The following is a 20,390-nucleotide window of genomic DNA, read 5'->3' as shown; positions in this document are numbered from 1 at the left end:
TCTTGGACACGGCGGTCGTATCTTGACCGTCGTGTGGGACGTCATCGTCGCGGAGCGGCTCGCCCTCGCCGACCTGCTCGACTCCTTGTCGCCCGAGGAGTGGAGCCGCCCCTCGCTGTGCGCGAGCTGGACCGTCCACGACGTGGCCGCGCACATGACGATGCAGCAGCTGGGCATCGCCGACGCGGTCGGCGTGATGCGGGCCTGGCAGGGCAGCATGGCCCGCACCACCCGCGAGGCGGCGCGCCGCCGGGCCGCCGCCCGGTCGCCCGCCCAGATCGTCGCCGAGATCCGCGAGACGGCGCCGCGGCACCGCCACTCGATCGGCGTCACCAAGCTCGAGACCCTGATCGACGTGCTCGTCCACACCCAGGACATCGCCCTGCCGCTGGGCCGCCGGCACGACATGCCCCCGGCCGCGGCGGCGGCCGCGACCACCCGGGTGCTCACGATGCGCTGGCCACCCCCGTTGCCGTCGACCCGCGTGCTGACGGGCTTCCGGCTGACGGCCACCGACATCGACTGGGCGCACGGCGACGGCCCCGAGGTGCACGGCCCGATGGCCGCGCTCCTGCTGGTCGCCACGGGCCGTCAGGTGGCGTTGCCGTCGCTGTCCGGTGAGGGTGCGGCCGGGCTGTCCGAGCGCCTGCGACTCAGCCGGTGATCGTGGGCACCGGGGCCGTGCGCTGCGGCGCCGGCGCGTCGTCGCTGCTGCTCCCCTGCGCGAAGAAGACCAACCCGCACAGCACGAAGAGGACCACCAGCGCCCCGGCCGCGACCAGGCCGATGAGGACCCAGTTGGTCGTCCTCGCGGGCGGTGCCGGCCGCGTGCCGGCCTCCTCGTGCGCGGCGGCGGCGATCGCCTCGGGGCTGCCCAGCCGCTCGAGAACCTCGATCACCTCGCCCTCGGCGCTGAGGTTGCGCTCCTCGCGCTCGGCGGCGATGTGCGCGGCCAGATCGGCGAGCAGCTCCCGGCGCTGGAGCACGGGCAGCCCGGCCAGCCGCTGATCAACCTCGCGAAGGTATTCGGCGACGACGTCGGTTTTGCTGGTCTTCATGCGGTCTCACCGGTCCCCACGAGTCGGTCCACGGTCTGTCGAAAGGAAACCCATTCGCTGCGGAAGTGCTCCAGCGCCGAACGCCCGGCCGCGGTCAGCCCGTAGTAGCGCCGGGGCGGCCCCGAGGGCGACTCGACCCACTTGCTCTCCAGCCACCCCGACCGGCGCAGGCGCGACAGCAGCGGATAGATCGTGCCCTCGCCGGCCGCCAGGTTGGGCTCGTCGCCAAGCCGGCGCACGATCTCGTTGCCGTAGCGGTCCTCGACCTCGACCATCGCCAGCACACAGAACTCGAGCGTCCCCCGCCGCAGCCCGGTCGACAACTCTCCCATGCGCCACACGGTACCTTGCGACGCAAGGTAGGTCCACCGCCCTCACTCCAGCGCGATCGGCTCGGGCAGTCTCCCCGCCGCCAGCGTGGCCTCCGCGGCGGCCAGCAGCTTCTCCCAGGCCGCGAACGAAAAGTCACCGCCGCGTCCATCATCGGCGTGATCGCGTCCAGGTCATCGTCATCGCCCGCCCCGAGAACGACGAACCGCCCCGCAAGCGCCAGCACCGGCCCCGGATGCCGAAGCGCCGGATCGACCACGGCCGCCGCACGCCCGATCAGATCGAGCTCGGCCCACCGCAGCGCGGCAGGGTTCCCCTCCCTCTCGGAACGCGGCCAGGTCGGCGGAGCGCGGCAGCCGAATCGGCGGATCGCCATCGCCCATGACTGCCCACGCCTCCAGCGGCCCGCGGTAGCACGGTGTGTCAGGTCGACCGAGGTTGAGATAGCCGGCCGTCGGACTCCGGCGAGGGGTAGAGCTCGGCCACGATCTTGAAGGAACTCCCGATGACCGAGCTGGCCATGCCGAGAGTCCAGATCGGCTGACGGCCCTCGTGGACGAACCGGTTCCGGATCTGCCTGCCGGCGTCGAGGATGTCCCCGAGGTAAGCGCTGACCATGCCTTTTTCGATGGCGAGCTCGATCAGCCATTGGAACGGCTTGGACCCGGCATCGAGCCGGAGCTTGAGAGCAGCCTCAACAGCTGTGATGGACCATGAGGCCGAGCAGGCGATCAACTCGTATGAGTAGAGCCCAAGAGAGAACATGTCCCGAGCCGCTTGACGACGTGATGATCCAGTCGGCGGTGGCTGCCGTCATACGCGCGTAAGTGATCTCTACCGGATGGTTCTCAAGACCTCGAATGTAAGCCCGACCCGGCTGGTGAGATTCGAGGCCTGACTATGCCGTGACGAAGCACGGTGCGCTACCACGTTCCAATCACGCGGCCGGCAGCACGGGCCCTTCCTCCAGCAAGTCCTCGAGCAGATCCCCGTGCTCCTCGACCCGCTCCAGAACCTCCTCGGCCCGATACTGCCGCGCCTCCTCGTCCCCCGTCGCGATCGCCTCGACCTCGTCCCAGGTCAGCGGGGTCGAGGCCGTCGGCTCCTCGCGGGCCCGCAGCGAATACGGCGTCACCGTGGTCTTCGCCGCCGCGTTCTGGCTCCAGTCGATGAAGACCTTGCCGGGGCGGATCGCCTTCGCCATCTTGGCGGTGATCGAGCCGGGGACCATCGCCGCCAGCTCCTCCGCGACCTTCTTGGCGTAGGCCGACACCACTTCGGAGTCCTGCGTCCCCGAGATCGGGCAGCACAACTGCATGCCCTTCTTCCCGGACGTCTTCGGGTACGCCCGTACGCCGTCGTCGGCGAGCCGGTCGCGCATCAGCACCGCCACCGCGCAGCATTCGCGCAGCGCCGCCGGCGCTCCCGGGTCCAGGTCGACCACCAGCAGGTCGGGATTCTCGCCGATGCGCCACTGGGGTGTGTGCAGTTCGAGCGCCGCCAGGTTGGCCAGCCACACCAGGGTCGCCAGCTCGTCCACCACGACGAAGTCGATCGTCTCGCGGCTCTTCGTCGAGCCGGGCACCGGCAGCGTCTCCAGACGCACCCATTCCGGCGTACCCCCCGGCTTGTTCTTCTCGAAGAAGTGGGCTCCTTCGACGCCGTTGGGGTAGCGGATGCGGGTGACCGCGCGACCGGCCAGGTGCGGCAGCATGACCGGGGCGATCCGCGTGTAGTAGTCGATGACCTCGCCCTTGGTGAAGCCGGCCGCCGGGTACATCACCTTGTCGAGGTTGGACAGCTCCAGGTCGCGGCCGTCGATCGAGACCGGGAACCGCTCACCGGCCATCCTCGTCCTCCTCCGCGCACTCCTGCGGTGTCTTGTCGTCACGCAACCGCAGGAACCGGGGGAAGCGCAAGCGCCCGTCCGGCGTGCGGTTGCCGTAGCGGACCTCGACCACCAGCTCCGGTCGTACCCAGTGGGCTCCTCGCGAATCCTCGCGGGGCACCGCCGCGTGCGCGAAGGGCGATTCGCGTACGGCCAGCGGCTCGAGCCTCGACAGCAGCTCTTTCTCGGCCACCGCCCCGATGCCGCCGCCCACCCGGCCGCGGAAGGCCAGCCCGTCCGGGGTGGGCACGCCGACCAGCAGGCCGCCGAGTTTGCGGGCGCCGGCGCGCCAGCCGCCGATCACGTAGTCGCCGGTCCGGTCGAACTTGACCTTGATCCAGTCGGGTGAGCGGGTGCCGGGCAGGTAGACCGAGTCGGTGCGCTTGGCAACCACGCCTTCCAGGCTGTTCTCGCGGGCGGCGGCCTCGGTCGCCGGCCCGTCGCCGAAGGCGGGCGGCACCATCCAGCGCGGCCCGGACAGCCCGAGCTCTTCGAGCTTCTCCCGCCGGGCGAGGTAGGGCAGGCCGGTGTAGTCCATGCCGTCGTAATAGAGCAGATCAAAGATCATGTACGTGATGGGCACGGTCGCCGCCAGCCGGGCCGCCTTGGTGCGGTCGCGGACGTGCATGCGCTCGGCCAGCGCCGTGAACGACGGGCGGCCCTTCGCGTCGAGCACCACCATCTCGCCGTCGAGCAGCGTGCCGTCGGGCAGGTGCAGGCCGGCGAGCTCCGGGTAGGCGGCGGTGACCACGGCACCGGATCGCGCGAACAGGTCGGGTGGACCGCCGGTGAAGAGCGCGAGTACGCGGACCCCGTCCCACTTGAACTCGTAGCTCCACTCCGGCCCGGCCGGCAGCGCGCCGGCGGTGGCGAGCATGGGAGACAGCGGCGCACCGGGCACCCGATCACCATAGGCAGGATCGAACACCTTACGCAGGCGTCTCACTAATGCCATTCTGATCAGGGGTTCTTCTCACGCGGGGGTATGGGAGGCGTCATGCGAGCGATCTGGAAGGGCGCCGTCTCCTTCGGGCTGGTGTCCATCGCCGTCAAGCTCTACTCGGCGACCGAGGAGAAGGACATCCGCTTCCACCAGGTGCACCGCACCGACGGCGGCCGCATCAAATACCAGCGCACCTGCTCGATCGACGGCGAGGTGGTCAGCTACGACGACATCGCCAAGGGGTACGACATCGGCGGCGGCGAGATGGTCATCCTGACCGACGAGGACTTCGCCGACCTGCCGCTGACCACGTCCCGGGCGATCGACGTGCTGGAGTTCGTGCCCGCCGAGCAGATCGACCCGATCCTGTTCGCCAAGACCTACTACCTGGAGCCGGAGGGGCAGGCCGCCAAGCCGTACGTGCTGCTGCGCGACGCCCTCCAGGACGCCGACCGGGTGGCGATCGTCAAGATCGCGCTGCGGCAGCGGGAGCAGCTGGCCACGCTGCGGGTGCACGAGGGTGTGCTGGTGCTCAACACGATGCTCTGGCCCGACGAGGTGCGCACCCCCGACTTCGGCTTCCTCGACGAGGACATCGAGACCCGCCCGGCCGAGCTGGCGATGGCCTCGTCGCTGATCGACTCGATGGCCGGCAGCTTCAAGCCGGAGGAGTTCACCGACAACTATCGCGCCGCGCTCCAGGAGGTCATCGACGCCAAGGTCGAGGGCCGCGAGGTGGTGCAGCCGGAGGAGGCCGAGGAGGCGCCGGCCGCCGCGGTCGACCTGATGGCCGCGCTCAAGGCGTCGGTCGAGCGCGCCAAGGCCGCCCGGGGCGAGGCTGCGGCACCGCCGGCGAAAAAGGCGGTGGCGAAGAAGGCCGCGGCCAAGAAAACCACGGCGGCGAAGAAGGCCACGCCCGTGAAGAAGGCGGCGAAGAAGTCCGCGTGATTAAAGTTGGCCCGTGGCATTGACGTGGTCTGAGTCTTACCTGGGCAAAGTACGCGCGAGCGTCGGCGACACCGACACGATCCTCTTCGTCGGCGCGCGCGGCGTGATCCTCGACGATCAGAACAGGCTGCTGCTCATCCAGCGGTCCGACAACCACCGCTGGGCGATCCCGGCCGGCGCGATGGAGCTCGGCGAGAGCATGGAGGAGTGCGCGGTCCGCGAGGTCTGGGAGGAGACGGGGCTGCGGGCCACCTCGCTCACGCCGTTCGCGTTCTACACCGCGTACACGTACACGAACGACTACGGGCACACGTACCAGCAGATCCTGATGTCTTTCAAGATCGACACCTGGGAGGGCGAGCTGCTGCGCGAGACCGAGGAGTCGGTCGACGCCGGCTTCTTCCCGCTCGACGCGCTGCCCGGCCCGAAGTCCTTCGTGATCGAGGAGACCCTCGCCGACCTCGCGTCGTTCCAGGCCACGGGCCGCCTCGTCCTGAAATAGGTCGCCTTTTCCCGGCGCGTGGTGCACGATCCGGCGAGTGCGCCTTGGCCTCGACCTCACCCCGCTCCACACCTCGCGCGACTACCGGTTCGTCTTCGCGGGCGGCTCGATCTCCGGTTTCGGGTCGTTCATCACGTACGTCACGATCCCGTTCCAGGTCGCCCACCTGACGAACGACCCGCTCATGGTGGGCCTGCTCGGCGTCTGCGAGCTGGTGCCCCTGCTGGTCATGGCGTTCGTCGGCGGCGCGCTCGCCGACTATCTGGACCGGCGCCTTCTCGTGCGCGGCGGCGAGTTCGCCCTGGCCGCGCTCACCGCGGTCCTGCTGGTCAACGCCCTGTCCTCGACACCACACCTCTGGCTGCTGTACGTGGTCGCGGCGCTCACCGCCACCGTCGACGGCCTCCAGCGCCCGGCCCTCGAAGCGATGGTTCCCCGCCTCGTGCGCCCCGAGGAACTGCCCGCCACCATGGCGCTCCAGTCGCTCGGCATGCAGATAGCCCAGCTCGGCGGCCCGGCCCTCGCCGGCATCCTGATCGCCTCGGTGGACCTCGCCTGGGTGTACGCCTTCGACCTGCTCACCTTCGCCGTGTCGCTGACATGCCTCACGCTGGTGCGCGCCGTGCCCCCGCCGCCCGACGCGGACCGCCCGTCGCTGCGCGCGGTGGTCACCGGCCTGCGCTACGCCCGGTCGCGTCCCGAGCTGCTGGGCACGTACCTGGTCGACATCAACGCCATGTTCTTCGGCATGCCGCAGGCCCTCTACCCGTTCCTCGCCACCCAGCTGGGCGGCCCCAGAGTGCTGGGCCTGCTCTACGCCGCCCCCGCCGTCGGCTCCCTGCTGGCCACGCTCGGCAGCGGCTGGACGGGCCGCGTCCACCGCCACGGCCTGATGGTCATCATCGCCGCGGCCCTCTGGGGCGCCGGCATCATCGGCGTCGGCCTGTCGAACACCCTCTGGCTGACCCTGCTCTGCCTGGCCTTCGCCGGCGCCGCCGACATGGTCTCCGGCATCTTCCGCTCGATCATCTGGAGCCAGACCATCCCCGACCACCTGCGCGGCCGCCTGGCCGGCATCGAGATGCTGAGCTACACCACGGGCCCCCTCCTGGGCCAGCTCCGCTCGGGCGCCATGGCCCGCACCCGCCTCGGCGTGACCGGCTCCATCTGGGTCGGTGGCGTCCTCTGCGTGGCCGGCACGGCGGCCCTCGCGCTGGCTTTGCCCCGTTTCCTCCGCTACGACGGCAAGGACGGCATGGCCTTCAAAAAAGCCGCCGACGAGGCCTGGTCCGCGGCAGCCGCCAACCGCGCTACGGTGTGACCTCTGACTCCGCGCCACCGACTTCACGGATGAAGGACTCATGGCCGAGGGCGATTCCCCCACCGTCGCGCGCCGGCGCGTGCGCCTCGCGATCCGCGAGGCGCGGGAGGCCGCCGAGCTGCTCCAGAGCCAGGTCGCCGAGGAGATGGAATGGTCCCTCAGCAAGGTGATCCGCATCGAGAACGGCGACGTGTCGATCTCCATCAATGATCTGCGTGGTCTCCTCGGTCTGTTCGGCGTGCGCGACAAAGAGACGGTCAACGCTCTTCTCGCAGACGCGCGGATCGCGCGCACACGAAACCGCCCGCAACCGAGCTGGTGGCAGGAGCCCCGGTTCCGCGACCAGATGTCGGACTCCCTGCGTGTCTACATCGAGTACGAGTGCGAGGCCTCGGAGATCCGCTCCTTCGCGATCTACTACTTGCCAGGCGTGCTGCAGACACCGGAATACGGCGCAGCGTTGACTGGCATGTGGCTGGACGAGGAACCCGGCTTCACGCAGGAGAAGATCGATACCCTGATCGAGGCCCGCCGGCTTCGACACGAAGCCCTGATCGCTCGTGCCGGATCGGTTCGCGTCTACCTCGTTCTCGACGAGTCGGTGCTGCACAGGCCCATCGGCGGTCCAGGCATCTTCGCCGGGCAGTTGCGGCTGCTTCTTGACCTCTCCGCGCGCGGCATCCTCAAGATCCGCATGCTTCCCTATGACCTCAACGTCGCCATTGCCAACAACGGCAGCTTCGACCTCATGCTGGTTGGTGCCGACCGTGAGGCCGGCGAGGTGTTGTACCGCGAGAACGGCACTGGCGACGAAATGATCGAGGACCGTCGCACCACCCGGCGGCACCGCGCGCGTTTCGAGCAGCTTTGGCAAGCGGCTTCGACCGAAAGCGACACGATCAAGTTCATCAAGCAGCGCATCGCGGCTCTCGAGGCGCGCGTCGCGTGAGGCTCACCGTTCCTTCGCGTCCGCGGAACCCGGCAAGGGCTTGACCGCGCCCCCCAGTGAGATCGACACGACCAGGAGCACCGCCACCGCGACCAGGGCGTTCTTCACCGTCACGTGGTCGCCCAGGAAGCCGATCAGCGGCGGCCCGCCCAGGAAGGCGCAGTAGCCGATCGACGCCACCACGCTCACCCGCGCCGCCGCGTGGGCCGGGTCGTCCGCCGCCGCGCTCATGCCGACCGGGAAGCCCAGGGACGCGCCGAGGCCCCACAGCAGGGCGCCGACGAAGGCGACCGGCGTGTTCGGCCCGAGGATGTAGAACGCCAGCCCGACCAGGGAGACCGCCGCCAGGACGCGCACCACCGGCACCCGGCCGTAGCGGTCGAGCAGCGGCGGGCCGAACCAGCGGCCGGCCGTCATCGCGGCCAGGAAGACCGCGAAGGCGAGCGTGCCGACGGCCGCCGAGGCGCCGTGGCTGTCGATCATCGAGACGCTGATCCAGTCGATGCCGGCGCCCTCGGTGAAGGCGAAGGCCAGCACGAAGACGCCGACCAGGATGGTTCGCGGCTCGCGCCACGTGGTCAGCGCCCGCGACAGGCGGCTCTGCTTGGTGAGCAGCGCCGGGTCCGAGGGCACCACGTCGTCGTCGGGCACGCCGTGGTCGTCCGGCCCGAAGGCCCGTACCGAGAGAACCACCACCACCGCGATGACGACCGCCGTGACCGCCAGATGGGCCGTGACCGAGATGTCCAGCGCGACCGCCGCCGCGCCGACGAGGGCGCCCGCGACCGTGCCGACGCTGAAGCCGGCGTGGAAGCGCGGCATGATCGCCTTGCCGAGGCGCCGTTCGACGATCGCGCCCTGGACGTTCATGCCGACATCCCAGGCGCCGTTGGCGAAGCCGAAGACGAACAGGGACAGGACGACGGGCAGCACGCCGAACTGGTAGCCGATCGCCACGCCGACCATGGCGACGCCGAGCACGAGCCCCATCGCGCCGACCGTCCGCCGGGAGCCGAAGTGGGACACGATCTGGCCGGCGAGCAGCAGCGACACGATCGAACCGGCGGCCAGCGAGAGCAGCACCAGGCCGAGCCGCGACGGGCTGAGGCCGAGGGCGTCGCGCACCTGCGGGATCCGGGCGGCCCAGCTGGCTGCTGCGACGCCGGCGAAGATGAAGGCGAGGTAGACGGCACGGGTGGCCGCCCGCACCTCGGGCGCGGTCTGCGCTGTCGCGGTCACTCAGAGACCCCCAGGAGGCGGCGGACGATCGTGCGGGTCTCCGCCGGCTCGAACGGCGCGGTGGAGAGGGTGCGGTGCATGACGAGGCCCTCGATGAGCGCGTCGATGCCGCGCGCCGTCACCGGATCGACGAAGCGTTCGAGCACCGTGCGTGAGCGGCGCATCCACGCCTCGGTCACGCTGCGCAGGGCCGGGTCGCGCAGCGCGGCGAGGTAGAGCTCGTACGAGACCACCCAGTCCCGCGCGGTGCCCCCGGCGTCCCCGTTGATCAGCGCGGCCACCGCGTCGGCGAACCCGTCGAGGTCGCGCACGTCGGCGAAGTGCGCCTCGTAGCGCGGCGACATCTGCTCGGACAGCCGCCGGAAGGCCTGGGCGAGCAGGTCGTCGATGCTGTCGAAGTGGTACGTGATGGAGCCGAGCGGCACGTCGGCGGCGGCCGCGATGCGGCGTGACGTGGTGCCGGCGACGCCGTGGTCGGCGACCACCTCGATCGCCGCGTCGATGATGCGGCTCTTGCGCTCGGGGTCGTAGCGGCGCGGCGAGCGCGCGGCGGGCACCGTGGTCACGGCTCCACCTGCCGGATCACGCGGGCCGGATTGCCCACCGCGACGACATTCGGTGGCAGGTCCTTGGTGACGACCGCGCCGGAGCCGACCACCGTGTTCTCACCGATGGTGACGCCGGGGAGCACGATCACGCCGCCGCCGAGCCACACGTTGTCGCCGATCACGATCGGGGTGGCGGCCTCCCACTTGTCGCGCCGCGGGCCCGCGGCCACGGGATGCCAGGCGGTCAGCAGCTGCACGTTCGGCCCCATCTGCACGTCGTCGCCGATGGTGATCCGGGCGACGTCGAGGCAGATCAGCCCGAAGTTGGCGAAGGTGCGTGCGCCGACGAAGGTCTGGTAGCCGTAGTCGCAGCGGAACGGCGGGCGGATCTCGCTGTCCTCGCCGAACGCGCCGAGCAGCTCGGTGAGCAGCTTGCGGCGCAGGGTGCCGTCCGCCGGGTCGGCCTGGTTGAGGCGGTGGGTCAGGGTGGCCGCGTGGAGCATCTCGCGGGCAAGGTCGGGATCGTCGGCCTGGTACAGCTCGCCGGCCAGCATCCGGTCGCGCATGGAAGCCATGCGTACGATCGTACATAAATTGCTGGATAGAATGCCGCGGTGATCGCGGATGTTGTGGTTGTCGGCGGGGGCCCGGCGGGATCGTCGGCGGCCCGCGCGGCGGCGACGGCGGGCGCCCACACGATCGTCCTCGAACGAGCCGAGCATCCCCGCTACAAGACCTGCGGCGGCGGCCTGATCGGCACGTCCCTCGGCATCGCCCGCGAGCACATCGACGTCCCCGGCCGCGACACCATCGGATCGATCACCTTCACCCGCGACGGCCGCCGCCCCTTCACCCGCCACTCGACCGGCCGCCCGGTGCTCACCATGGTCCGCCGCGACGACTTCGACCTCGCCTGGTCCAAGGCGGCGGCGGCAGCGGGCGCCGTCGTCCGGCAAAACTCGCAGGTCCGCGCGATCGACCAGGACGACACGTCGGCCACCGTCACCCTGGCCGACGGCGAGCGGATCACCGCGAGGGCCGTGATCGGCGCCGACGGCTCCGCGGGCATCACCTCGCGCTACGTCGGGGTCACCCTCGACCAGCAAGATCTCGGCCTTGAGGTCGAGCTGGCCGCCACCGAGGCCGACCGGGCCGCGTGGCGTGGCCGGGTGCTGCTCGACTGGGGACCCTTCCCCGGCTCGTACGGCTGGGTCTTCCCCAAGGACGACGAGCTGACCGTCGGCGTGATCATGGCGAAGGGCAACGGCGCCGAGACCAAGCGCTACCTGGGCGCGTTCCTCCGGCAGCTGGGCCTCGACGGCCGCGAGGTCGTGCGCGACTCCGGCCACCTCACCCGCTGCCGCCGTCCCGACTCCCCGTTGCGCCGCGGCCGCGTCCTGGTCGCCGGCGACGCGGCGGGCCTGCTCGAACCCTGGACGCGCGAGGGCATCAGCTACGCGCTCCGCTCCGGATCATGGGCCGGCGAGGCCGCCGCGAGCGACGATCTCGCCGCCTACGAGCGTCGCGTCGCCGACGATCTCGCCACCGAGATGGCCGCGGGCCGACGCCTGCTGGGCGCCTTCTCCCGCCACCCCGCCCTGGTCCACTTCCTGATGGCGACGCCGCTGGGCTGGCGCGCCTTCGAGACCTTCTGCCGCGGCGACCTGTCCATGGCACGCGTCGTCCAGCGCCCGGCAATCCGCGCGCTTCTCCGGCTTTTCAGGGCATAAAGACCCTTCAGTACGCCTTTTCGCAAGGCTGGGCGATCCTCACGCCGGCTCGGTGGGGGCCGGGCTCCTCACCGCCTTCCGGGTTGTCCCGCGGGGCTTCCCGGCTCGCGGGCTTCGCCCGCATCGCCCTCCGGCAGCGGCCGGCGCGGCCACGGCGCCCACAGCACCGGCGCCGCGAAGCCGCTGCGCCGGGCCTCCCGGGCGTCCTGCCTGGTCAGCGGCCCCTCGCGGCGGCCGTTGACGCCGACACCGATCAGCCGGGTCTCATACCAGGAGCCGCCCACGCCGCGGCGCACCCTCTCCCACAGACCGCCCTCGACGAGCGCGTAGGCCTGCGTCCGGAGGACGTCGGCGAGTTGGTGAGGATCTTCGTCGCAGACGTCGCACCCGCAGGCGGGCAGCACCTCGGTCCACCATCTGCCCAGGCGAACGGTGAGGCCCGGGTGATCGGTGAAGGCGATGGCGAGAGGCGCGGCGGCGGGAGTCCGCGGCATGAGCCGCTCCATCCGCACCAGCGCGTCAGCCGGCCCAAGCAGCTCCTTGGTCTCCCGGCGGTCGACCATGTAGCGCTTGTCCAGCTCGTCCAGCAGCGCCTCAGCCACGTCGTGCAAGACGGCGAAGCGGGCGGCGCCTGTTACGTGCGGGTCGGCCCTCACTCGCGCAGTATGCCGCTCTCGGCCCGCGGCAAACCAGCGGATCGGCCGGATCCCGCCTCATTCGAAGGAGAGCTCGCCCCGCTTGACACCCTCGATGAACGCCCTCCACTCCGAGGGCGTGAACGAGAGGACAGCTCCTCGAGGATCCTTCGAGTCGCGAACCAGGATGTTGTCGCCTGCCCGAGCCACTTCGACGCAGGTCCCGCCGGAGCAATGTCTCGAGCGGTGCCATCGCAGTTCTTCGGTCCGGTAGATCATCTGCACACCTCCGTGCCGGTTCCCGCAGTCCACGTTAAGGGACTGTTTCGGGGTCCGGCAGGAATGAATGCCGCGGGCTCGGCGGGAATGCAGCTTATGTCGCCAAAGTGCGGGGAATTTATCCCGGTCCATACGGATTGGGCCGTATTGCGGAGCACGGGCAGAGTCGGCTAGCCGACACTCTCTATAGACCGCCCTGCGTAGGGCCCCACGCAGGGCGGCGGTGGTGCGCAACTATCAAAAACTGAAGTCGCCGGCCTTCACGCCGTCGACGAACGCGAGCCACTCGTCCTGCGTGAACGAGTGCGGGGGCAGCTCGGGGTTCTTGCTGTCTCTGATCAGGTACTGGCCGTCGACCTTGGCAACCTCGACACAGTTGCCCGCGGCACACCGGCTGCTCCGGCGCCACTGCGGCGCCACAAACTCGCGCATCTCTACTCCTGTGGTTTCAAGTAACAAAGAAAAGGTTCAACTTTTAACGGTTCGGAGGGTTGGCCTCGAGTTCGTCTATGCGCTTCTGAACGAAAGCAGTTGTGTCGCCTTCGCTGTCGGCGGCTCGCCAAAGTTGATCAAAACGTTTGCGATGTCGCGCGGTATCAGGGCGGGTCTCGACGATCTCGTCGCTCACGCCGTTCTCGCGATACATGATCTCATTGATTGACCGCCCGACGCCCACGGTTGCCAGTTCAAAGCTGCCGTTGTTGGCGATCGCGATCTCCAGATTGAACGGGAGCATGCGCATCCGGAACAGCCCGCGCTCGGACAGCTCGATCAGCTGGCGCAACTGCTGGATGAAGGCGGCCTGGCCACCGAACGAGCGCAGCAGCACCGACTGATCGAAAAGGACCATGTAGTCCAGCGAGTCGCCGCGGCGCAGCAGCGCCTCGCGGCGATGGGTGCGCGCCTCGACGAGGGCGTCCACCTTGTCCTGGGAGAAGTCGGCCTCCTCCGTCCACGTTCCGGTCAACGCCAGCCCGTACTCCGGGGTCTGCAGCGGACCGGGAACGTAGAAGATGTTGAACGAGCGCAGCTGCGACGCTTCCGCCTCGTACTCCACGAACTTGCGGAAGCTCTCCGACATCTGGTCGCGGAAGCGCTCCTCCTGCCACCAGACCGTCTCGGCCTTCTGCCGCGTGCGCGCTATGCGCGCGTCGGAGAGCAACGAGTTGACCTTGGTCTTGTCGCGGACGCCGAGCAGCCCGAGCAGGCCGCGAAGGTCATTGATCGAGACGGTGACGTCACCCTTCTCGATGCGAATGACCTTGCTGGTCGACCACTCCATCTCCTCGGCCACCTGCAATTGGGTGAGACCGGCCGCCTCGCGAGCCTCGCGTAGCGCGATGCGTACGCGCAGGCGTGCAATAGTCGGCGAATCGCCCTCGGCCATGAGTCCTTCATCGTTGAAGCGGTGGCGTGGATGGGTCGGTGCAGGATGCTACCTCGCTGATTGCCATCTGGCCATCAGCGAGGCGGCTTATTCTTACGTCCTATCAGAACGACCGGAGCGGGGTGCGGTTTTGATCGAAATCTCCCCGTCACCCCGCAGGGGCCGTCAGGCGGCGGCGAACCGGAGGTCGCCCGCCGAGGGGCGAGCGTCCTCCATGGCCCTCCGCAGGGCGCGCTTGACCTGGTTGAACTGCCTTTCCTCGGTGCAGGAGTAGAGCACCACGTCGACACCGCGGTAGCGGGCGCGCAGCTCCCACGCGCGGTTGCGCCGGAACATCGACGGGAGGGTGCAGGCCACGGGAACCGTCACGGCGACCAGACCGATCGCATAGGCGTGCGGAGGCTCGAGCACCGTCCAGCCGGCACCGATCACCCCAACGGTGACAGCCGCGGCTACAGAAACTCGTACGGGTGAGGACGACTCGGCTACTGCCCGCAGCTGGCCGACGTTACGGAGATCGCGGACCGAGTAGCTCCGCACCGGCGTCGTCCGCCAGATGAAGTACTCGTCGGTCACCACGGCGTCGGGCCCACGGTAGTAGGTGCGTTTGCTCATGGCGCACTCCTCTCGGGTGGGGCTTGCGAGGAGAGGAAAAGCGCGCCACGATGGGCACTAGAGACGGATTGATCCTCACCCTCGCTGCTGCTTGATCGGTGCTGTTGCTTGATCGGTCTGTTGCTTGATCGGTTAATCGGGCACGCAGCAAGTGCAGAGGCAGGAACGGCACCCGGTTGCCGCCGGGTGCCGTTTGTTTGTCTTCCCTTCTTTGTCTCCGCCCTTGGTGCTCTGTTAGTAGTAGAGCACGCCACACGGCTGTCCGCTACACATCAATCTGCCATGTTGCAGATTGCGTACAAGCCGACTGCGGCGAGAGGCCCGTCACTCCGGCCGTGTTGCGGCGTTTCATTGACGAACGGGCCGGGTAGGCCACCGAGGGATGCCACTGTCGTACCTGTGAAAACGCAGGTGGAAGGGCGATGAACCCGCATGGAGAGCCGACTCAAGATCGCGGGCCAGGCGGTGCAACCCATCCTGGTGATGTTCCCGTTGGGCTTGTTCGCAATGGCACTGATCTTCGATACCGCCAACCTGCTCGGTGGCCCCGACATCCTCGGCGCACTGGCGTACTGGAACATCGTGGCCGGCCTGGTGGGCGGCATCCTCGCCGCGGCAGCCGGCGCCATTGACCTCGCCTTCGTCCGCCGCGCCGCGGCGAAACGCCTCGGCGTGCTCAGGGCTCTGCTCAACATGGGCGTCCTGATCTTGTTCGCGGTCATTCTCATGGTCCGCGTCGGCAACCCCGACCGCACGGCGGGAGCCGGCCTCTATTTCCTCGAACTGCTCGCCGTCGCGATCTCCGGCTTCGGCGCCTGGTTCGGCGGCGAACTGGCCAACGGCCGCACCCCCGCGTTTGCCCGCGCCGCCGTGGGGAACCGCGGATATTGATCGATTCCGTACGACGAAAGGGGCAACCGGAATGACCACCTCCATCAAGGGCAAGCGCGTTGCCTTCCTGGCGACCGACGGCGTGGAAGAGGTCGAGTACACCGAGCCCCGCAAGGCCGTGGAAAAGGCCGGCGGCACGGCGGAGCTCCTCTCCATCAAGGACGGCGAGATCCAGGCCGTCGACCACATGGACAAGGCCGGCACCTACAAGGTCGAAAAGCCGGTCAAGGACGCCGACCCCGCCGACTACGACGCCCTCGTCCTCCCCGGCGGCGTGGCAAACCCCGACTTCCTGCGCGCCGACCCCGACGCCGTCCGCTTCGTCCGCGACTTCGTCACCGCCGGCAAGCCGGTAGCCGCCATCTGCCACGGCCCGTGGACCCTGGTCGAGGCAGGCGTGGTCAGCGGTCGCACCCTGACAAGCTGGCCCAGCCTCCGAACCGACCTGGCAAACGCCGGCGCCACCTGGGTGGACGAAGAAGTCTTCGTCGACGACCGCCTGATCACCAGCCGCAAGCCGGACGACCTCCCGGCCTTCTGCAACGAGCTCCTGACAACGATCGCCAAGGCGGCATAGCGGAGTCCCGAACGCCGCTGTCAGACGAAGCAAGAAGCCCAGGTCTTTGACCTGGGCTTCTTGCGCTTCGACCAAAACCGCACCCCTCCGCGTCCGTTCTGACCGAGAGCTTGAGGGAGGCGGTGCCGCTCCGGACCACTGGGCCCGCGCGTCACCCGCCGAAAAGGACCACCTCACTGCGGCATGTCATCAAGGAGAGCGATATGGCTACGGCAATCACCCCACCGGGCCACACCCAGGCACAAGACAACCATCACGGCGATGTGATCAAGAAATTGCTCGGCGTCGCCGGGGCCGCGGTCATGGTGACCCTCGGCGCGGTCGCCACCGGCGTGATCGTTGGCGGGCCGGCCTATGTAGCACTTGGAGTACTGGCCATACTGGTGGCCGGGTCCGTCATCTCAGTGTTGATCTACCTGGTGCGTCACTGACCCGCGGACGGATCAGGCCGCCATCTTCTCTGCGGCCTGGGCGTTGCCCACCGCTACACCCGGGCCTGCTTGCTTTCCGTCACGCGGTTGACGCCGCGAGCGGTCCGGCGCGCTGCGACGATCGACTCCGGATCCAGGCCTACCGGGATCTCGCCGGTCCCGTCGAGCACCCGGCGAACATCATCGGCTCCCCCATCGCGCGTCGCATGACCCGGCAACGATCGTGTGCCCGCGATCAAGCTTCACGCCGGCCGGCACACGGCGGCCACGATCCTGATTGCGTTGGAGCAGGGGATCGAGGTGGTGCAGGAGCTCCTTGGCCACTTCGGATGCGCGGACCACGCGCGGCTACGTTCACATCACGTCGACGATGGCGCACGCGGCTACTCAGCGTATTGGCGGGCGGTGTTCGGGGAGACGGCGAAGAGCAAGTACACCCTGAGGTGCACCCTTGATCGTGGCCGGAGACATGAAGAAGGCCCGTCGAGCCTGGCGAATTGCCTGGTCAACGGGCCTTCTTTACCCGGAGCCGCCTGTCGGAATCGAACCGACGACCTACGCATTACGAGTGCGTCGCTCTGGCCGACTGAGCTAAGGCGGCAACGATGACCAATCATACGCCACCGATCCGTGGGCTGTCTGGCGGGTCCGCTGTAATCGGACAGGGAAGCTGTCGTACGGCGGGACTAGTGTGCCTGGCGTGACCGACGATCACCCGCGGCCGGAGCCGCACGGGCAGGTTGTGCCTCGGCGGCCGGCCAGCATGGATCCTCGTGAGCTGGGCTTCACGCCGCAGCGGCCGGTGGGGTGGCTGGCGCCGTTGCTGCTGCTCAGCACGGGGTTGCGGGCGCTGCTGGCCATCCTGTTCGGCGCCTACCTCGACAAGCGGGAGCTGCAGAACTCGCTCGACGGCGGCTGGTTCGACCACTCCAAGACGGCCGATGGTGAGCTGTGGCTCGACTACGTGGCCGACCTGGGGGACGGTTTCCATCCGACCTACTCGGTGGCGTACCTCTTGGCGCAGCCTGCCCTGCGGGTGGGTGACGCGACGCTGCCGCGCGGGCGGCTGCTGCTCATGGGTGGGGACCAGGTCTATCCGCTGGCCAGCGGCGACGGGTACGAGAGCCGGATGAAGGGGCCCTATCGCGCGGCCCTTCCCGAGCCGCCGGCCGAGGGGCTGCGGCCGACACTGTTCGCGCTTCCGGGCAACCATGACTGGTACGACGGGCTGACGGCGTTCCTGCGCTTGTTCGCTCGCCGGAAGGACGGGCACATCGGGGGCTGGCGTACGGAGCAGCGGCGCTCGTACTTCGCGGTCAAGCTGCCGTCGGACTGGTGGCTGTTCGCGATCGACGAGCAGTTCGGGGCGTACATCGACGATCCGCAGTTGCTCTACTTCGAAAAGGCGGCGCGGGGTCTCGGGCCGGGCGACCGGGTCATCCTCATGACGCCGTCGCCGAAGTGGGTGAAGGCGGCCGACGACCCGAAGGACTACGACGCGGTCGACTACTTCGTCCGGACGATCGTCGCGCCGCGTGGGGCCTCCGTGCGCGTCATGGTCTCCGGCGATCTGCACCACTACGCGCGTTTCAGCGACGACGAACGCGAGCTGATCACCTGTGGCGGCGGAGGCGCGTACCTGGTGGGCACTGCGCAGTTGCCCGACAAGCTGGTGGTGCCGCCCGAGGGAACCCTGACCCGCAACCGGAGTGTGAGCAGGACCTATCCGTTCCGCAAGGCGTACCCCGACGCGGCGGCTTCGAGGCGGATGGGCTGGGGCGTGTTCCATCGGGTGCCGACCCGCAATCCGGGGTTCCTCACCATGCTGGGCATCATCAACACGCTGACCATGCTGGCGATGACGGGCGCCGTGGGGCAGGGCGACATCTTCCGCCGGCTGTTCAGCATCCCGCTGGTCTTCATGCTGGCGGTGATCCTGGCGGGCACGGTGCTCTTCGCCCAGCCACCCGGCGCCGACAAGCCCAAACACTCGCGGCATTGGCTCCTGGGTCTGCTGCACGGCTTCGCCCAGATCGCGCTGGCCGCCGGGGGCACCTGGGTGTGGCTGCGGCTGCCGTTCCACGACTGGCAGTGGCCGGGGCCGCTGGTGGTCGCGGCGGTCGCCTACCTGCCGGTCGGCGGTTTCGTGGCCACCCAGCTGTGCGCGCTCTACCTGCTGATCGCGAGCCGGTTCGACGTCAACGTCAACGAGCTGTTCGCGGGCCAGGGCATCGAGGACGCCAAGAGCTTCCTGCGCATGCACATCGACCGCGACGGCACGCTGACCATTCACCCGATTGGCGTCGACAAGATCTGCCGGAAGTGGCAGCCCGACCCGGAGGGCGCGCCGGACGACCCGTGGCTACGCCCGGCCGAGCCGCTCACGCCTCACCGCATCGAGGACCCGATCAAGGTGAGGTAGCCGGCGGCCGCCCGCCCACGCCCACCTCACCCGCGCCGTCGTCGCCATCACCCTCACCCCGCCGTCGAACGGAGGAGAACGCGGGTGTTGCTCGCGATCGTCGCCGTGTCGGTGGCCCGTGGGTCAGCTGTAGCGCTCCTCGTGGGCCTGGCGGGGGCCGCAGACGGAGGCGCGGCTGCACGAGCAGCGGGAGCCGTCGGCGTCCATCCGGACGACGACGGCGTCTCGCGGGACGCTGTGCGCCACGACGCGGCCGTCGCCCTCGGGGGTGGTGACGCGGCTGCCGACAGCGGGGGCCGAGGCCTGGAACTTCTGGTACAGCGGGTGCTCGTACTTGAGGCAGCACATGAGCCGGCCGCAGGCGCCGGAGATGCGCAGCGGGTTGAGCGGCAGGTCCTGGTCCTTGGCCATGCGGATGGTGACCGGCTCGAAGTCGGTCAGGAACGTGGCACAGCACAGGTCGCGGCCGCAGGAGCCGATGCCGCCCTGGACACGGGCGGAGTCGCGGGCGGAGAGCTGCCGGAGCTCGACGCGGCAGTGCAGGGTGGCGCCGAGGTCCCGTACGAGAGATCGGAAATCGACCCGATGCGGCGCGGTGAAGTAGATCGTCGTGCGCGCGCTGCTGCCGCCGGTCTGGTCGAGCACGTGGTCGACGGCGACGACCTTCATCGGCAGCTCGTGCGCCTTGATCAGCTTTTTGGCGGCGACCTTGGCCTCGGCCTTGCGTTTGCGGAGCAACTCGTCGCGACGGAGATCGTTCTCGTCGGCGATGCCGGCGACCTTCGGGAAGCCCGAGGTGTCGTCGCTCACCCACTGCGCCGCCCAGACGCACTCCGCCACCTCGGGGCCGTCGTCCGTGGGCACGAGCACACGGTCGCCGACCTGGGGCGAGAACTCGCCCGGGTCGAGGTAGTAGAGGCGGCCGTAGCGGTTGAAGCTGACCGCGCACAGCATGCCCATGGTCACCACCCTACGACTTCGGCGAGCGCGTACCAAATGCCTGTTTTGGGCTACCCGGCAGGGTTGTCGCATAGATGCAGCACAACCGCCCGAATCGACCTTCGTTGGGCAGACCCGTAGACGTCGCTCAACACGGATCACTTCGGGAGGGAACTGCCCATGACGCCCGCTAGATCGCTGGCAGCCAGTGTCGTCGCGCTCGGATTCACGGGCGCGCTGAGCGCTCCGCAGCCCGCGTTCGCCGCGCCCGCACCATGCGAGCGGGCGGAGAGCTACGCCGCCCAATCCGGCGCCGAACTGCTGAGGATCAACAAGCTCGCCATGCGGGTGCCGGAGGTCCGCTACAAGAAGTCGAGGCCGGCGACGGAGAGCGCCGGCGCGACGAACGGCGTGCTGGGGACCGTGGAGGACCCGCTGCCGAGCCCGGAGGACAGCGACACGCTGAGCGAAGGCATCGGGATGCTGGGTACGGCGGTGCTGGGCCCGCTGAGCCCGCAGCCCAAGGCGGCCCCGGGCACGGACGGCGAGGCGGACGTGGTGCCACCGGCGGACGGGGTGACCGGCCGGCTGGGCGATGCCGCCGAGCGCAGCGGCGATCTCGTGGGTGGGCTCGCGGGCGGCTCGGGAGCGCGCAGCTCGGGGTCGGGCGGCTCGGGGTCAGGCAGCTCGGGGTCGGGCGGCTCGGGGTCGGGCAGCTCGGGGTCGGGCGGCTCGGGGTCGGGCAGCTCGGGGTCAGG

The 20,390-nt window shown here is 69.4% G+C and carries 25 protein-coding genes, 1 tRNA gene and 1 pseudogene; 11 read left to right on the top strand and 16 right to left on the bottom strand.

The window, feature by feature from the left end; translation table 11 throughout:
• The first annotated feature begins 31 nt into the window (after window positions 1-31).
• Window positions 32-664: a maleylpyruvate isomerase family mycothiol-dependent enzyme gene (locus tag Ade02nite_RS32575; protein ID WP_203772244.1), complete on the top strand. Its 633-nt coding sequence runs from the start codon at window positions 32-34 to the stop codon at window positions 662-664.
• Here the strand turns inward: Ade02nite_RS32575 and Ade02nite_RS32570 are convergent.
• From Ade02nite_RS32570 to ligD (Ade02nite_RS32550), 6 genes and pseudogenes are all read right to left on the bottom strand, one after another.
• Window positions 654-1,058 (bottom strand): HAAS signaling domain-containing protein, encoded by a 405-nt coding sequence (locus Ade02nite_RS32570; RefSeq protein ID WP_203772242.1) that lies wholly within the window; start codon window positions 1,056-1,058, stop codon window positions 654-656. The two genes, Ade02nite_RS32575 and Ade02nite_RS32570, sit on opposite strands and share 11 nt — an antisense overlap.
• Complete coding sequence (locus tag Ade02nite_RS32565; RefSeq protein WP_239169228.1) at window positions 1,055-1,390, bottom strand: PadR family transcriptional regulator; 336 nt, start codon at window positions 1,388-1,390, stop codon at window positions 1,055-1,057. Before Ade02nite_RS32565 ends, Ade02nite_RS32570 begins: the two co-directional genes overlap by 4 nt.
• A gap of 59 nt (window positions 1,391-1,449) precedes the next feature.
• Window positions 1,450-1,764: pseudogene (locus Ade02nite_RS51095) on the bottom strand (hypothetical protein); the annotation flags it as partial.
• A 47-nt stretch (window positions 1,765-1,811) separates the two neighbouring features.
• A complete protein-coding gene (locus tag Ade02nite_RS32560; RefSeq protein WP_203772238.1) occupies window positions 1,812-2,153 on the bottom strand; it encodes a hypothetical protein in 342 nt (113 codons plus the stop codon).
• A gap of 172 nt (window positions 2,154-2,325) precedes the next feature.
• A complete protein-coding gene (ligD, locus tag Ade02nite_RS32555; protein ID WP_203772236.1) occupies window positions 2,326-3,237 on the bottom strand; it encodes a non-homologous end-joining DNA ligase in 912 nt (303 codons plus the stop codon).
• Window positions 3,227-4,177 carry a non-homologous end-joining DNA ligase gene (gene ligD / locus Ade02nite_RS32550; protein ID WP_203772234.1) on the bottom strand — a complete coding sequence of 317 codons (951 nt, stop codon included), beginning with the start codon at window positions 4,175-4,177 and terminating at the stop codon, window positions 3,227-3,229. The genes ligD (Ade02nite_RS32555) and ligD (Ade02nite_RS32550) overlap by 11 nt, the downstream gene beginning before the upstream one ends.
• 96 nt (window positions 4,178-4,273) lie before the next feature.
• On the opposite strand from ligD (Ade02nite_RS32550), the gene ku reads away from it, so the two are divergent.
• Genes ku through Ade02nite_RS32530 form a run of 4 tightly spaced genes read left to right on the top strand, consistent with a single transcriptional unit; the run spans window position 4,274 to window position 7,939 of the window.
• The gene (gene ku, locus Ade02nite_RS32545) at window positions 4,274-5,167 is read left to right on the top strand and encodes a non-homologous end joining protein Ku (protein ID WP_203772232.1); all 894 of its coding nucleotides are present in this window, start codon (window positions 4,274-4,276) and stop codon (window positions 5,165-5,167) included.
• 13 nt (window positions 5,168-5,180) lie between these two features.
• Window positions 5,181-5,669, top strand: a complete 489-nt coding sequence (locus Ade02nite_RS32540) for an NUDIX domain-containing protein (RefSeq protein WP_203772230.1) — start codon at window positions 5,181-5,183, stop codon at window positions 5,667-5,669.
• A gap of 28 nt (window positions 5,670-5,697) precedes the next feature.
• Window positions 5,698-6,990: an MFS transporter gene (locus Ade02nite_RS32535; RefSeq protein WP_203772271.1), complete on the top strand. Its 1,293-nt coding sequence runs from the start codon at window positions 5,698-5,700 to the stop codon at window positions 6,988-6,990.
• 40 nt (window positions 6,991-7,030) lie between these two features.
• Complete coding sequence (locus Ade02nite_RS32530; RefSeq protein WP_203772228.1) at window positions 7,031-7,939, top strand: helix-turn-helix domain-containing protein; 909 nt, start codon at window positions 7,031-7,033, stop codon at window positions 7,937-7,939.
• A 3-nt stretch (window positions 7,940-7,942) separates the two neighbouring features.
• Here Ade02nite_RS32530 and Ade02nite_RS32525 read toward each other — a convergent pair whose 3' ends face one another.
• From Ade02nite_RS32525 to Ade02nite_RS32515, 3 genes are read right to left on the bottom strand one after another with little or no spacing between them, the layout of a single operon-like run.
• Complete coding sequence (locus tag Ade02nite_RS32525; RefSeq protein ID WP_203772226.1) at window positions 7,943-9,178, bottom strand: MFS transporter; 1,236 nt, start codon at window positions 9,176-9,178, stop codon at window positions 7,943-7,945.
• Complete coding sequence (locus Ade02nite_RS32520; RefSeq protein WP_203772224.1) at window positions 9,175-9,744, bottom strand: TetR/AcrR family transcriptional regulator; 570 nt, start codon at window positions 9,742-9,744, stop codon at window positions 9,175-9,177. The genes Ade02nite_RS32525 and Ade02nite_RS32520 overlap by 4 nt, the downstream gene beginning before the upstream one ends.
• Complete coding sequence (locus Ade02nite_RS32515; protein ID WP_203772222.1) at window positions 9,741-10,301, bottom strand: sugar O-acetyltransferase; 561 nt, start codon at window positions 10,299-10,301, stop codon at window positions 9,741-9,743. Before Ade02nite_RS32515 ends, Ade02nite_RS32520 begins: the two co-directional genes overlap by 4 nt.
• Before the next feature lie 39 nt (window positions 10,302-10,340).
• Between Ade02nite_RS32515 and Ade02nite_RS32510 the strand changes: the two genes are divergently transcribed.
• Window positions 10,341-11,456 (top strand): geranylgeranyl reductase family protein, encoded by a 1,116-nt coding sequence (locus Ade02nite_RS32510; RefSeq protein ID WP_203772220.1) that lies wholly within the window; start codon window positions 10,341-10,343, stop codon window positions 11,454-11,456.
• Window positions 11,457-11,524: 68 nt separating this feature from the next.
• Here the strand turns inward: Ade02nite_RS32510 and Ade02nite_RS32505 are convergent, their stop codons facing one another.
• The 5 genes from Ade02nite_RS32505 to Ade02nite_RS32485 all read right to left on the bottom strand — a co-directional run bounded on the left by Ade02nite_RS32505 (window position 11,525) and on the right by Ade02nite_RS32485 (window position 14,372).
• Window positions 11,525-12,112, bottom strand: a complete 588-nt coding sequence (locus tag Ade02nite_RS32505; RefSeq protein WP_239169227.1) for a DUF6226 family protein — start codon at window positions 12,110-12,112, stop codon at window positions 11,525-11,527.
• A 57-nt stretch (window positions 12,113-12,169) separates the two neighbouring features.
• Window positions 12,170-12,370 carry a DUF397 domain-containing protein gene (locus Ade02nite_RS32500; protein ID WP_203772218.1) on the bottom strand — a complete coding sequence of 67 codons (201 nt, stop codon included), beginning with the start codon at window positions 12,368-12,370 and terminating at the stop codon, window positions 12,170-12,172.
• Window positions 12,371-12,607: 237 nt separating this feature from the next.
• Window positions 12,608-12,802, bottom strand: a complete 195-nt coding sequence (locus Ade02nite_RS32495; RefSeq protein ID WP_203772216.1) for a DUF397 domain-containing protein — start codon at window positions 12,800-12,802, stop codon at window positions 12,608-12,610.
• A gap of 43 nt (window positions 12,803-12,845) precedes the next feature.
• Complete coding sequence (locus Ade02nite_RS32490) at window positions 12,846-13,757, bottom strand: helix-turn-helix domain-containing protein (RefSeq protein WP_203772214.1); 912 nt, start codon at window positions 13,755-13,757, stop codon at window positions 12,846-12,848.
• 165 nt (window positions 13,758-13,922) lie between these two features.
• Complete coding sequence (locus Ade02nite_RS32485; RefSeq protein WP_203772212.1) at window positions 13,923-14,372, bottom strand: DUF6232 family protein; 450 nt, start codon at window positions 14,370-14,372, stop codon at window positions 13,923-13,925.
• 432 nt (window positions 14,373-14,804) lie between these two features.
• Between Ade02nite_RS32485 and Ade02nite_RS32480 the strand changes: the two genes are divergently transcribed.
• From Ade02nite_RS32480 to Ade02nite_RS32470, 3 genes are all read left to right on the top strand, one after another.
• Window positions 14,805-15,263: a DUF2231 domain-containing protein gene (locus tag Ade02nite_RS32480; protein WP_203772210.1), complete on the top strand. Its 459-nt coding sequence runs from the start codon at window positions 14,805-14,807 to the stop codon at window positions 15,261-15,263.
• A 31-nt stretch (window positions 15,264-15,294) separates the two neighbouring features.
• On the top strand, window positions 15,295-15,840 hold the full coding sequence (locus tag Ade02nite_RS32475; RefSeq protein WP_203772208.1) for a type 1 glutamine amidotransferase domain-containing protein: 546 nt from the start codon (window positions 15,295-15,297) through the stop codon (window positions 15,838-15,840).
• A gap of 203 nt (window positions 15,841-16,043) precedes the next feature.
• The gene (locus Ade02nite_RS32470) at window positions 16,044-16,271 is read left to right on the top strand and encodes a hypothetical protein (protein ID WP_203772206.1); all 228 of its coding nucleotides are present in this window, start codon (window positions 16,044-16,046) and stop codon (window positions 16,269-16,271) included.
• A gap of 527 nt (window positions 16,272-16,798) precedes the next feature.
• Here the strand turns inward: Ade02nite_RS32470 and Ade02nite_RS32465 are convergent.
• Window positions 16,799-16,872, bottom strand: a tRNA-Thr gene (locus tag Ade02nite_RS32465).
• 99 nt (window positions 16,873-16,971) lie between these two features.
• On the opposite strand from Ade02nite_RS32465, the gene Ade02nite_RS32460 reads away from it, so the two are divergent.
• Complete coding sequence (locus tag Ade02nite_RS32460) at window positions 16,972-18,693, top strand: metallophosphoesterase (protein WP_203772204.1); 1,722 nt, start codon at window positions 16,972-16,974, stop codon at window positions 18,691-18,693.
• Window positions 18,694-18,816: 123 nt separating this feature from the next.
• Here the strand turns inward: Ade02nite_RS32460 and Ade02nite_RS32455 are convergent, their stop codons facing one another.
• A complete protein-coding gene (locus Ade02nite_RS32455; protein WP_203772202.1) occupies window positions 18,817-19,653 on the bottom strand; it encodes a PSP1 domain-containing protein in 837 nt (278 codons plus the stop codon).
• 159 nt (window positions 19,654-19,812) lie between these two features.
• Between Ade02nite_RS32455 and Ade02nite_RS32450 the strand changes: the two genes are divergently transcribed.
• Window positions 19,813-20,390, top strand: a 578-nt coding sequence (locus tag Ade02nite_RS32450) for a hypothetical protein (RefSeq protein ID WP_203772199.1), incomplete at its 3' end; no start/stop codon positions are given.

It is taken from the genome of Paractinoplanes deccanensis (assembly GCF_016862115.1).
In the GTDB taxonomy this organism is placed as follows: Bacteria; Actinomycetota; Actinomycetes; order Mycobacteriales; family Micromonosporaceae; genus Actinoplanes; species Actinoplanes deccanensis.
Note: the sequence above shows the minus strand (reverse complement) of the source record. Positions and strands in the feature narration are given on the sequence as shown.